Genomic DNA, 14128 nt, shown 5'->3' with positions numbered 1-14128 from the left:
GAGCCAGGATCAAACTCTTTGTTTTAAGATTTTTAATCTTAATAAAAAAACTTGTCTTTTAAAAATAAAAAAATATTATATCATCTTCAGTTTTCAAAGAAATAAATTAATATAAATTTAATAAAATATAAAAAAACAACGACAATTTATTATAACATATAAAATTATTTTTAAAATATCTAAAACATTAAAAAAAATATTTTTTTTATTTAATCAACTAAATTGAACAATATCCAAAAGAATTCGTATAAATAAAATTTTCTATAATTTTTACAAAAAGAAAGAAATTATTTTGAATAATTTCTTTCTTTTTATTATTAAAAGAACTTAAAACATATTTATCTAAAGAAATATAATTATCTTTACCAACACCTATTTTTAATCTTTTGAAATAATCTGTTTTCAAAATTTCTATAATATTTCTTATTCCGTTGTGTCCGCCATGTCCACCTTTTTTTTTTAATTTAAAAAATCCTTCTTTTAAATAAATATCATCATGGATAACTAAAATATTTTCTATCTTAATCTTGTATTTTGTCATAATATCAATGATGGCTATTCCTGATTCATTCATATAAGTTTGAGGTTTCATGAAAATAGTTTCATAAATTTTATTTATTTTACATAAATATAACAAACTTTTTGGGTCTTTTTTAAATCGAAAACAATCTTTTGTTAATTTATTTAAAAAAAAATCAATTAACATAAATCCTACATTATGTGGAGTATTTTTATAAATAGAACCTGGATTACCTAATCCAATAATAAGTTTCATTTCTTTCTCTCTATATTAATTACATTAAAGATAATTAAATTCAAAAATATAAAATAAAAATAAAATTAATAAAAAATATTAATTATTGATTTTTTTATTAATAAATTTATAAACAGAATCTAAAAATAAAACTACAAAAATACATAAAAATAAATAAAAATAATCTTGAATACGTATAACATTTGTTCCAAAAAAATTATTTAAGAAATTAAAATTTCTTGAAATTAAAATAAATAAAATAAATTCACATAAAATACCAAAATATAAAAGGAAATTTTTTTTATTAATAGTATGCCAGAAATACAGTTTATCAGAACGACAAGCAAAAACATTTCCTATTTGAGCAAAAATAACAGCACCAAAAGCCATGGTTGAAGCAAATTTAAATTTTTCACTTGTTGCAAAACTAGATAAACTATTTTTATTTGTTGAAATATCTTTAAATAAATTAGGACCATAAAAATGTAAAAAAAACACTAAAGCCAAAATACCTTCTATTAATCCTAAAAAACCATAACTTCTTTTCAACAATTTACTATCTAGTAAGCGATCGTCCTTAGTAATAGGCCTTTTTTTTAGTAATTCTTTTTTAGGTTCTTCTGCTCCTAACGCAATAGCAGGAATTAAATCAGTAATTAAATCTATAGCTAAAATTTGCATAACAGTTAAATAAAGAGGAACATTAAATAAAGCCATAAAAATAACTGGGAAAATTTGAGGAATATTAGAACTAAATACATAAGTTATAAATTTTTTGATATTATCATAAATTCCTCTCGCTTCTAAAAGAGCTTTAGGAATTGTTGAAAAATCATCATCTAATAAAATTATATCAGCAGCATCACGTGCAACATCTTTTCCTGATTTACCCATTGCAATACCTATATTGGCAGCTTTCATAGCTAAAATATCATTAACACCATCTCCAATAACAGCTACTACTTCGCCAATATCACGATAAGCTTGAGTAATTCTTAATTTATGTTGAGGAGTAGTACGAGAAAAAAATATTGGAGTTGAAGTTTTTAACATTTTTTTTAATTCTTCTTGAGGCATTAGATCAATGGTAGAACCATCTATATCTAAATATTTATCATTTTGAACAATTCCCACTTGTTTTCCGATAGAAACAGCAGTTGGCCCATAATCTCCTGTTATAACAGTAATTTTTAAACCAGCTTTATATAATTGTTCGACTGCTTCACGAACTTCAATCTTAGGCGGATCATAATTTACTACTAAACCTAAAAAAATAATGTTTTTTTCTTCAAGATTTGTTTCGATATCATCTATTTTTTTGTAAGCAATAACTAATAAACGATATCCTTTAATAGATAATTTTTCATTTTGTAAAATAAAAAAATCTTTTTCTTGTTTAGTAAAAGGTGTTATTTTGTTTTTATCATATTTAAATTTACATTCTTCTAATAAAACACTAAGAGCACCTTTTACAAATAAAAATCTATTATTTAAATCATAATTTTCTTGTGATATATTCTCTACAAAAACACTCATTTTTTTATTTTCTGAAGTAAAAGGACATATTTTTTTAATATCAAATTGATTTCGTATTTTTTGAATGTTTAATCCATATTTTTTAGCTGCAATTAATAAAGAACCTTCTGCTGGATTTCCTATTATTTGAAATTGTTTTTTTTGAATAGGATCATCTATTATATTAGTTTCAGAACATATTATTGCGGCTACAAATATTTTTTTTAAAATTTCATCATCTTTTTCTTTATTAAAATTAACAAAATTTCCTGATTTATTAAAACCATTTCCTGTAATTTCAACAGAACCACCAGAAAATAAAATTTTATTACAAGTTAATTTATTTTCTGTTAAAGTACCTGTTTTATCAGTACAAATAACAGTAGTAGAATTTAATGTTTCAACAGAAAATAATTTTTTAATTAAAACTTTTTGTTTAGCCATTCGTTGAGAACCAATTGCTAGACTTAAATTAATAGTAGGTAATAATCCTTCCGGAATATTAGCGACTAACATTCCTAAAGCCGCAATAATAGATTTTTTAAAAACAGAAAATAATTTAGAATTTTCTCCGAAACTAGAATATCTCCAAAAACAAATCAGAAATACTATTAAAGATAATGATGAAGCAATTATAGTAATAATTTTAATAACTTTATGAATTTCCTTTTCGAGAGTGCTGTTTCCTTTATCAATAGTACTTGATAAACAAGAAATTGTTCCTATTTGAGTATTCTGTGAAATAGAGTAAACAACGGCTTTAGCGCTGCCTTGTGTAACTTTAGTTCCTGCATATACTAAATTAGGAATATCAGAAATAGGAATATTTTCTTTCAAATTAGATAAAGCATTTCGATTTAAAGGAATAGTTTCACCTGTAAGCATAGAATTATCAATATAAAAATCATTAGCTTCAATTAATCTAGCATCAGCAGGAATGGTAGTTCCAATATCTAAAAAAATAACATCACCAATTGTTAAATTAATTGAATCAATAAATTCTACCTTTTTATTTCGATAAACTTGAACTTTATGAGGTATCATATCATCCAAAGAAGATAAAATTTTATCTGATTTATATTCTTGAAAAAAAGCGAATAAACCATTAAAAAATACAACTAAAATAATAGAGATCGATATTGCTTTTTCACCAATCAAAAAAGCTAAAAAACTTGATATTAATAATAAAATAGCAAACATAGAAGTAAACTGTTTCATTATTTGTTTTATAATGTTAAATTTTTTCTTAGATGCAAGAATATTAGAACCATATAATAAATATCTTTTACGAACTTCTTCACTATCTAAACCGTTATAACTTGTATTAAAATATTGAAAAACTTCTTCTAAAGATAAACTGCTTATTTTTAAAAGTTCGCTATTCTTCATAATGTTTATAATCCTCTTTTTTTATAAAAAATATTTTTTTAAATTTTAAATAAATAAAAATTATATATGTTATAAAATAAAAATAAAAAATAATTATTCTTATAAATTAATTTATAAAAATAATTACTACCTTTTTAATTTTTAATTTAGAAAATAAAAATCTTATAAATATTATTTTTATATATTATTGTTTTTAATAAAATCTTGATATTGTTTTAAATATTTTTGATATTTATCTTTTTCTTCTTGAACCTTTTTTGGATTTGCTTTTTTTAAAAAACAATTATTATTTAAAATATTTTCACTTCTTTGAATTTCACTTAAAAGAATTTCTTTTTGTTTCTTTAAATTTTTATAAATTTTAGAATTATAATTAAATTTTTCAATTTTTTTATTTATCAAAATAGAAAAATCTTGCTCAATAAATAATTCAAAAAAATCATTATCTAAAAAATTATTAATTAATTTAACTTGGTTAACTTGAAAAAATTTTGATAAAAAAGGCATCAAATATTCTAATTTTTTTATTTTTTCTAAAGAAGTTTTTATATACAATTCCTGTATATATAATTCATTTATTTTATTATTTTTTTTAAAACTACGAAATTTTATAATTAATTTTTTTAAAGATTGAAAAAAATAAAAATCTTCTTTATTAGAATAATTTAAATTTGGCCAACTAGATTTGATAATAGACTCGTTAAAATTTAATTCTTCAAAAATAGCATCTGTTATAAAAGGTATGAAAGGGTGTAACAATTTTAAAATACTATTTAAAACAAAAAGAAAAAGTTTTTGACTATTGATATTTTTTTTGAACACTTTTAAAAATTCTAAAAACCAATTCCCAAAATCTTCCCAAACAAAATGGTATAATAATTGTCCAATTTTATCAAATTCATATTTTTTATATAACATATTTATTTCTTTAATTAATTCAGATAATTGAAATAATAAAGCTTTTTCTGGTAAAAATAAATTTTCTTCTTGAAAATTGATTTCTTTTATAAAAATGTTTGTTTGAATAAAACGGCTTATATTCCAAAGTTTATTTATAAAATTCCAACTATTCATTATCTTTTTTTCATTAAAAGATAAATCTGAACCATTTGAAACACTTGTAGTTAAAAACCATCTTAAAGTATCAGTGCCATATTTTTTAATTATTTCTTCGGGAATAACACCATTTCCTTTTGATTTAGACATTTTTTGAAATTTTTGATCTCTTACTAAACCATGTAATAAAACATTACGAAAAGGAATTTTTTTAACAAAATAAGTACTTTGTAAAAACATTTTTGTGACCCAAAAAGTTAAAATATCATAACCTGTAACTAAAACATCTAAAGGAAACCGTCTTGTAAATAAATTATTTTTAAAATTTGGCCATCCTAAAGTAAGTAAAGGCCACAAAGAAGAAGAAAACCAAGTATCTAATACATCAGGATCTCTAATAAAACCACCTTCGGGTTTTTTTTCTTGAACTTTTACTTGATTATCTTTATACCAAACAGGAAGAGGATGACCCCACCATAATTGACGAGAAATACACCAATCTTCAGCATTAATAAACCAATTATCAAAAACTTTGGAAAATCTTTTTGGGAAAAAATTAATTTTTTCTTCTTTTGAAAAAAATGAATATATTTTTTTAGTTCTTAAAAACCATTGCAAAGAAACTCTTGATTCTATTAAAGAATTTGAAATACTTGAGAAACCAACATAATGATTATAATTTTCTTCTTTGGAAACTAAATTGTCTTTTTTCAAATCATTTATTATTTCTTCTCGACATATCAAAATTTTTAAATTTTGATATTTTAAAGCTATTTCATTCATTGTTCCGTTTTTATTAATACATGTGACAATTTTTAAATTATTTTTTTTTCCTATTTGAAAATCATTTTCATCATGTGCTGGAGTTATTTTAACAACTCCTGAACCAAAATTAACATCAACAGAAATATCGCCTATAACATCAATCACAGAATTTGTATACGGAACTAAAACTTTTTTTCCTATAAAAGTATTATATCTTAAATCATCAGGATGAACTGCTAATGCTTGATCAGCAAAAATAGTTTCAGGTCTTGTTGTTGCTACTTCTAAAAAAAGATCATTATCATGAACAAAAAAATATTTCAAATAAAAAAGTTTACCTTCCACTTTTCTATAATCAACTTCTATATTAGAAATAGTAGTTTGAAGAACAGGATCCCAATTAATAATTTTATAATCACGGTAAATTAAATTATCTTGATACAACTGAATAAAAACTTTTGAAACTATTTCTTTTAAAGAAGGTTCCAAAGTAAATCTTTCATATTTATAATCTATAAATAAACCTAAATTACTCCACTGAGAACGAATAATAGAAAAATATTTTTCTTTCCATAAAATAGAATATTTTAAAAAAATATCTTTTGTTATTTTTTTGTCATCGAATCCTTCTTCTTTAAGTTTTTGTTTTATTTTGGCTTGAGTAGCTATTCCAGCATGATCCATACCAGGTAAAAAAAGAACATCATAACCCAACATTTTTTTATTTCTTATTATAATATCTTGCAAGATATTATTCCAAGCATGTCCTAAATGTAACTGACCGGTAATATTAGGCGGTGGCATCATAATAGTAAAAGGAATTTTTTTTAAATCATTTTCTGTTTGAAAATAATTTTTATCTAACCATTTTTTATATCTATTTTCTTCTATTAATTTAAAATTATATTTGTTAGACTTCATAATATATTTTTTTCATTGAATCCTAATTCATTTTAATCAATTTTGTTTGAGTAAATTCGATAAAAATTATTCAAATAAAATGTAAATAATCAGATTAGAAAGTACTTTTTTTATATTCAAAATTAATTTTATATATATATTTTATCATGAATTAATTTTATAATATTATTTAATCCATCTTTGTTTTTGCAAGATAATAAATAAATAGATGTTGAAGGATAACCTAATTCATCGAAAACTTTTTTTATTTTTTGAAATCTATAATTAATTTTGGTTAATGGAACTTTGTCTTTTTTATTTAGAATTAAAATAGGTTGTAAATTGAATCTATTTAATATTTTATATATTTCTAAATCTAAAAAAGTAGGTCCAACTTGAAAATCTATTAATTGAAAGATAATTTTAATAAATAAATTATAACGTAAAAAAGAAGTTAACATAGGTATAATATTTTCTTTTATGGTTAATTTTCTCTGCATATAACCATAACCAGGCGAGTCAACTAAATAAAAATAGTTATTTAATAAAAAATAATTTAAAGTAACAGTTTTACCAGGTTTTTTAGAAATAAAAGCCATTTTTTTTTTATTAACTAAAACATTAATAAAAGAACTTTTTCCAACATTACTTCTTCCCATTAAAAAAACTTCAGATAATTTAGGTAAGGGTCGATATTTTAAGTCAGTAATACTTTTAACAAAAAAAGATTTAACAATCATACTAATTTTACCTATCAAATTATAATCAAGAAAACTAATAATTTTTTTCATATATTTTTTTAATAAAAATAAAAAAAATTTCTTTAATAAAGATAAAAATTACTTATTTTTTTATAATGAATAAATTTTGTTAAATTAAAATATCCTAAATACTCCATCAATTTATGATTTATGATATAAATTTAGTATAAAATATTTTTTTTACATAAACAAAAATAAATTAATTTCTAGAAAACAAGGATTGAAAAAATTTTTAATTTAATTAAATATAAAAAATTTTTTTAACAAAAAATAAATGACAAAAAATTTTAAAATATCATAATAATTAGATTTTTTTCAAGATATTTCTTTTAATATTTTTATATATCCAATATCTTATCACAAAATAATATTAATTATTTTATTTTTTATTATAGAATAGTAACAAATAGTAATTTTAAAAATAATTACTATTTAAAATGTTTTCATTTTATTTATATTTTATCATTTTATATTTTATCATTTTATGATTTTATCATTTTATGGATATAAAAGATAAAAATAAGGCGGTAATTTAAAATAAATTATGAAAAAAGAAATGTATAAAAAAATATTTTTTATTTCATTAATAATATTTTTATCACTATTTTTAATATTTTATTTGGTTATCACGATGAAAAAAAATGAAAACGAAAAAATCGAAGAAAAAATTCAAACAGATAAACAATCACATAATGAAAATGAAAAAGCAAACGAATATTTAAATGAAGAAATAAACAAAATACAAACAAATCCAGTTCAAGAAATTAACAACAACAATAATAATAATAAATCAAAAAAAGAAGATGAAGCTGATTTTTTCAAAAAATCAAATGATGAATCTGGAGAAATATGTTACTATAAAATAGGTAATTTACAAGCTAATGAAAATGAAGATTTCAAAATGAATACAAATGATATTTTGAAATTACTAAAAGATCATCCCGAAATATACTTTGCTTTAAAAAACAAAGAATTGAAAACAAATTCTTATTTAAATTTACTAAAAGAATCGGATCATATAAGTGAAAAAAAATTATATGATTTTAAAGAAATTCCTGATTTAAAATTAAAAATAAATAAGAGAAAAAGTACTTGGGGAGAAAACACTTATTTGCAAGTTATTTTATTAAAAAATAAAGAGACATTATTTTTGACAGAATATCCTTTAACAGAAAACCAAAATAAAAAAATAAATTTAATTGCAAGAAATTTAACACTATATAAAAATTAAGATGATCTTACAATTATATATAAAAAGACATAAAAAAAGACTATATTAAATAGTCTTTTTTTATATATAAAAATAAATTATATAAGATATAAAATATAAATAATGTATTAATTTTTTATTTATATTTAATTTTATTTAAAATTAAAAATTTTCAATACATTTTAATCCAGGCATTTCTTTTCCTTCTAAATATTCCAAAAAGGAACCTCCACCAGTAGAAACATGACTAAAATGATTTTCTAATTTAAATTTAGAAACTGCTGCTGCACTATCACCACCACCAACAATAGTAACTGTTCTTTTAGTTAATTTGCTTATTATTTGAGCAATCATTTCAGTTCCCTTTGCAAATTTATCAAATTCAAAAACACCTAAAGGACCATTCCAAAAAATTGTTTTTGCCAATGTAAGATAATATTTAAAAATAGAAATAGTTTTTGGACCAATATCTAAACCCATAAAATTAGAAGGAATTTTATTAGCTTCAAAAATAAAATCTTGAGTATTAGGAGAAAATATTTCTCCACAAGCAAAATCTTGTGGTAAAATAATTTTTTTTCCTTCAGGAGATTGTAATAATTCTTGAACTAAAGAGATTGAATCATTTTCCAATAAACTTTTTCCAACCTCAAAACCAAGAGATTTTAAAAAAGTAAAAGCCATTCCGCCTCCTATTAAAAGAAAATCTACTTTTTTTAAAATATTTTTTATAATTTTAATTTTGTCAGATACTTTAGAACCGCCCATTATTCCTATTAAAGGTCTTTTAGGATTATTCATGATTTTTTCTAAAAAATTAATTTCTTTTTCTATTAAGAAACCAAAACATTTTTGAGAAATATGTTCAGCAATTCCAACATTAGAAGCATTTGAACGATGACAAATTCCAAAAGCATCATTAATAAAAACTTCTCCTAAAGAAGACCAATATTTACCTAATTGAAAATCATTATTACTTTCTTTTTTATTATCAATATCTTCAAAACGAGTGTTTTCCATTAATAAAACATCACCAGATTTTAATTGAGAGATATTTTCTTCTAATAATTTTCCTCTTGTTTCAGGAATAAAAATAACTTTATTTTTTAAATAAGTAGATAATCTTTCAGAAACAATTTTTAAACTTAATTTTGAACAATCTTCTTTTTTTTTAACTCTTCCTAAATGAGACAAAATAATTATTTTTCCTTGATGTTTTCGAAGATAATTTATAGTTGGTAAAATAGCTCTTATTCTACTATCATCAGTAATAATTCCTTTGTTTAAAGGAACATTTAAATCTAATCTTAATAAAATTTTTTTATTTTTAATATACGAAACATCAAAATTAGTAAGTGTTTTTTTCATTATAAAATCTCCAAATAAAATAATATTTAAAAATAATAATATAATTTTACATAAACCAAGATAGATTAAATTAAATTAAGAAATAAAATTTGTTTTCTCTTACTTGAAATTTTTTATACAAATTAATTTTGATTAATATAATTCTTTAATAATATCAAAAAGTTCATTTCGTTTTTCTATACTATTAAAAATATCTTCAAAACTAAAATGAGTTATTTTTTGTTTTTTTATACTAATTCCGCAATTATGAATATTTTCTTTTAATAATTTAATAGCATAATTTCCCATATGAGATGCTAAAACACGATCTTCTACAGTTGGCGTTCCTCCTCTTTGGATATGACCTAAAATTTGAGCTCTTGTTTCAAATCCGCTATATTTTTCAACTTCTTTTGCCAGTTCATTAACATTAAAAATGTTTTCAGTAATAACAACAATAGCGTGTCTTTTATTTTGTTGTTTTAATGTTTTTATTTTATCTAAAATTATTTGTTTTTCTATATAATTTTCTCTTGTAACTATTAAATCTACTCCTGCTGCAATTCCTCCATATAAAGCTAAATCACCTTTTTGTCTTCCCATTACTTCAATAATAGTACATCTATTATGTGATAAAGAAGTATCACGTAATTTTTCAATAGCGTCTAATACATTATTAACAGATGTACTAAAACCAATAGTAAAATCAGTTTTTTGAATATCATTATCAATAGTCGCTGGAATTCCGATACATTTAATGCCTAATTCTTCTAATTTAATAGCTCCACGATAAGAACCATCTCCACCAATAATAATTAATGTATCAATATCTAATTTTTTTAAATTTTGCGCACATATTTTACGAATTTCAAAATCATTTTGAAAAGGAAGAAAACGAGATGTTCCTAAAAAAGTTCCTGAATTATTAATAAAACGAGAAAATTCATCAATATAATCAATAATTTCAATTTGATTATTATATAAACCTAAATAACCATCTCGTACAATATAAATATTTAATTTTTGTTTCAAACCTGTTGCAACAATAGCTTGAATTACGCTATTCATTCCTGGAGAATCTCCGCCTGAAGTCATAACTGCTATTTTTTTAATTTGATTTTTTTTCATTTGTGTAATTCCTTTATTAAACTTTTTTAATAAAAAAAATTTTAAATATTGAATAATTAAAAAATTGAAATTAAATTTAAAAAAAATTATTAATTTTTAAATATTCGAAATAAATCATTTTTTATTTTTTATTATTAAAAAATAAATTTTAAATAGATAAAAAAATATTTTAAAGATAAAGAAAGATAAGAAAAAAATTTAATTAATGAATAATTAAACTTTTTCCTGTCATTTCTTCAGGTTTAGAAATGCCTAAAAGTTCCAATAAAGTAGGAGCAACATCACATAAAAAACCAGTTCTTAAATTAATATGAGGTTTAGTTAATATAAAAGGAACTAAATTATTAGTATGAGCAGTATGTGGTTGTCCGTTTTCATCTGTCATTTGCTCAGCATTTCCATGATCAGCTACAATGCAAGCAATACCATTAATATCTTGAATAGCAGTAACAATTTCTTCTAAACATTGATCTACTACTTCTACCGCTTTAATAGTAGCTTTTAAAGATCCAGTATGACCTACCATATCAGGATTAGCAAAATTTAAAATCATAGTTTGATATTTTTTTAAAAAAACAGCTTGTTTAGCTTTTTTAGTTACTAAAAAAGCACTCATCTCTGGTTTTAAATCATAAGTTTTAACTTTAGGAGAAGGAATTAAAATTTTATCTTCATTTAAAAAATTCTTTTCTTCTCCGCCATCAAAAAAGAAAGTTACATGAGGATATTTTTCAGTTTCTGCAATTCTTAATTGATGTAAATTATTATCAGAAATAACTTTTCCATAAATATTTTTCAAATTTGTTGGTTCAAAAGCAATTAAACTTTTAACATGTTGAGAATAAAAAGTCATAGTTACAATACAAAGATTTTTAAGTAATTTATCAGGTTCAAAATTTGATTTACCTTTTGAACTAAAATGTGAAGTTGCTGATGGATTAGAAAAAGCGGTGGCTAAACGCATAATCCTATCTGATCTAAAATTAACAAAAATAATGCTATCATTATCTTTAATTAAACCTTTTGAATCAACAATAAAAGGTTTTATGAATTCATCAGTAATATTTTTTTTGTAAAAATCTTTAATATTTTTCAGAGGATCATTGTAAATATAACTTTTTTCAGAAACCAACATATTGTAAACTAAATTAATTCTATCCCAATTATTATCACGATCTAGAGCATAATATCTTCCACTAATAGAAGCCAATTGAAAACCACAATCTAAAATTTTATTAAGATATTCTATTCCTGAATATGGATTAGTATCACGTCCATCTGTAAAAGCATGTAAATATGTTTTATCTTGCATTCCATACTTTTTAGATAATTCTAATAAAGCTTCAAAATGACTTAAATAAGAATGTACACCGCCATCAGAAATTAAACCTATTAAATGTATTTTGCTATTATGTTTTTTAGCATTTTTTATGGCTTGAATAAATTTTTCATTATCAAAAAAAGATTTATCACTAATAGATTGATTTATTTTGGTTAAAGATTGATTAATTATTCTTCCAGAACCTAAATTCAAATGACCAACTTCACTATTTCCTACTTGTCCATTTGGTAGTCCGACTGATGTTCCAGAAGCTTGTAAAGTTGTATGCGAGAACTTTTTTAATAAATAATCAAAATAAGGTGTTCGGGCTAAATAAATAGCATTATTTTCTTTTTTAGTTGATAGCCCCCAACCATCTAAAATAATTAGAGCAACAAATTTATTCAAAAAAATATACCTCTCTCTTTTCAAATAAATAATTATTCTTTTAAATTATAGAAATTTTTTAATCCTGAATAATAAGAAACTTTCAATTTTTCTTCAATTCTTAATAATTGATTATATTTGGCAATTCTATCAGTTCGAGATAAAGATCCTGTTTTGATTTGTCCTGTATTTGTTGCAATAACTAAATCAGCTATAGTAGTATCTTCACTTTCGCCGCTACGATGTGAAATAACAGCTGTATAAGAGTTTTTTTTAGCCATCTCTATAACTTCTAAAGTTTCTGTTAATGTTCCAATTTGATTTAACTTAATCAAAATAGAGTTACCAACCTTATTTTTTATACCTTGTGATAATTTATTAATATTAGTAACAAATAAATCATCTCCTACTAATTGGATCTTATGGCCTAATCTTTTTGTTAATAATTTCCATCCTTCCCAATCGTTTTCGTCTAAACCATCTTCAATAGAAATAATTGGATATTCATTAACTAATTTTTCATAATATAAAATTAATTCTTGATTATTAACCATTCTTTTTTTTCCTTCAGAAGTTAATGAATACATTTTTTTATCTTTATCATAAAATTCTGAAGCAGCGATATCCATTCCTAAAAAAACATCTTCCCCTGGTTTATAACCTGCATCAGAAATAGCCTGAATAATGTTTTGTAAAACTTCTTCATTAGAATTAAAATTAGGAGCATAACCTCCTTCATCTCCAACAGTTGTAGACAATTTTTTTTGTTTAAGTATTTTTCCTAAATGATGAAAAATTTCTACTCCACAGCGTAAAGAATCTTTAAAAGTAGAAAAATTAGTCGGCAAAATCATAAATTCTTGAAAATCAATATTGTTAGAAGCATGAGCTCCACCGTTTACAATATTCATCATAGGAACAGGTAATTGTTTTGGTTGAATACCGCCTATATATTCATATAATTCTAAATCTAAATAATTAGCTGCTGCTTTAGCACATGCTAAAGAAACTCCTAAAATAGAATTAGCCCCTAAATTTGATTTATTAGGTGTTCCATCTAACTCAATTAATATTTTATCTATTAAATTTTGCTCTAAAACAGATATGTTTTTTAATTTTGGCGAGATTACTTTTAAAACATTTTCTACAGCTTTTAAAACACCTTTACCTTGAAATCTATCAAGAACATTATCTCTTAACTCAACTGCTTCATATTCTCCAGTTGAAGCACCTGAAGGAACAATAGCTCTTCCGAAAGCACCTGAAAAAGTATAAACTTCAACTTCTAATGTAGGATTGCCTCTAGAATCTAAAACTTCTCGAGCCAAAAATTTTTCAATATAAGGCATAAAAATAAATAACTCCTTTTTTTTATTAAAAAATAATTAATAATAAACGAAATAATCTAATCGTTTAATTTAATTAGTACAATAAATATTATAGTGTTTTTTTATATATGAATAATTTTTTTTTAATAAAAAAAGAAAATATGTAATAATATTAGTAGTAAGGGATTTTTTTTTAAATTTTATTTATTTAAAATATAATTAAATATGAAAATTGAAAATCTTTTATAAAAAGAATATAAAAAGAAT

At 22.0% G+C, this 14128-nt stretch carries 9 protein-coding genes; 1 reads left to right on the top strand and 8 read right to left on the bottom strand.

Going from position 1 to position 14128, the window contains the following annotated elements:
* Window positions 1–217: 217 nt before the first annotated feature.
* The 4 genes from pth to yihA form a co-directional block, all read right to left on the bottom strand.
* Window positions 218–775 carry an aminoacyl-tRNA hydrolase gene (gene pth, locus Q8777_RS01845; protein ID WP_318676496.1) on the bottom strand — a complete coding sequence of 186 codons (558 nt, stop codon included), beginning with the start codon at window positions 773–775 and terminating at the stop codon, window positions 218–220.
* A 78-nt stretch (window positions 776–853) separates the two neighbouring features.
* Window positions 854–3658: a cation-transporting P-type ATPase gene (locus Q8777_RS01840; RefSeq protein WP_318676495.1), complete on the bottom strand. Its 2805-nt coding sequence runs from the start codon at window positions 3656–3658 to the stop codon at window positions 854–856.
* Between the two features lie 177 nt (window positions 3659–3835).
* Window positions 3836–6400, bottom strand: a complete 2565-nt coding sequence (locus Q8777_RS01835) for a valine--tRNA ligase (RefSeq protein ID WP_318676494.1) — start codon at window positions 6398–6400, stop codon at window positions 3836–3838.
* 128 nt (window positions 6401–6528) lie between these two features.
* The gene (gene yihA, locus Q8777_RS01830) at window positions 6529–7170 is read right to left on the bottom strand and encodes a ribosome biogenesis GTP-binding protein YihA/YsxC (protein ID WP_318676493.1); all 642 of its coding nucleotides are present in this window, start codon (window positions 7168–7170) and stop codon (window positions 6529–6531) included.
* Between the two features lie 601 nt (window positions 7171–7771).
* Here yihA and Q8777_RS01825 point away from each other — a divergent pair.
* Entirely contained in the window at window positions 7772–8371 is a 600-nt protein-coding gene (locus Q8777_RS01825; protein ID WP_318676492.1) for a hypothetical protein, read from the top strand.
* A 141-nt stretch (window positions 8372–8512) separates the two neighbouring features.
* Here Q8777_RS01825 and Q8777_RS01820 read toward each other — a convergent pair whose 3' ends face one another.
* From Q8777_RS01820 to eno, 4 genes are all read right to left on the bottom strand, one after another.
* Window positions 8513–9718, bottom strand: coding sequence for a phosphoglycerate kinase (locus Q8777_RS01820; protein WP_318676491.1), 1206 nt, complete (start codon window positions 9716–9718; stop codon window positions 8513–8515).
* A 132-nt stretch (window positions 9719–9850) separates the two neighbouring features.
* Window positions 9851–10825 (bottom strand): ATP-dependent 6-phosphofructokinase, encoded by a 975-nt coding sequence (locus Q8777_RS01815; protein WP_318676490.1) that lies wholly within the window; start codon window positions 10823–10825, stop codon window positions 9851–9853.
* A gap of 202 nt (window positions 10826–11027) precedes the next feature.
* Window positions 11028–12554, bottom strand: coding sequence for a 2,3-bisphosphoglycerate-independent phosphoglycerate mutase (gpmI, locus tag Q8777_RS01810; protein ID WP_318676489.1), 1527 nt, complete (start codon window positions 12552–12554; stop codon window positions 11028–11030).
* A gap of 32 nt (window positions 12555–12586) precedes the next feature.
* A complete protein-coding gene (gene eno, locus Q8777_RS01805) occupies window positions 12587–13882 on the bottom strand; it encodes a phosphopyruvate hydratase (RefSeq protein ID WP_318676488.1) in 1296 nt (431 codons plus the stop codon).
* Between the last annotated feature and the right edge of the window lie 246 nt (window positions 13883–14128).

Source organism: Candidatus Phytoplasma stylosanthis, from assembly GCF_032886435.1.
Classification (GTDB): domain Bacteria; phylum Bacillota_I; class Bacilli_A; order Acholeplasmatales; family Acholeplasmataceae; genus Phytoplasma; species Phytoplasma stylosanthis.
This window is presented reverse-complemented; position numbering and strand designations above follow the sequence as displayed.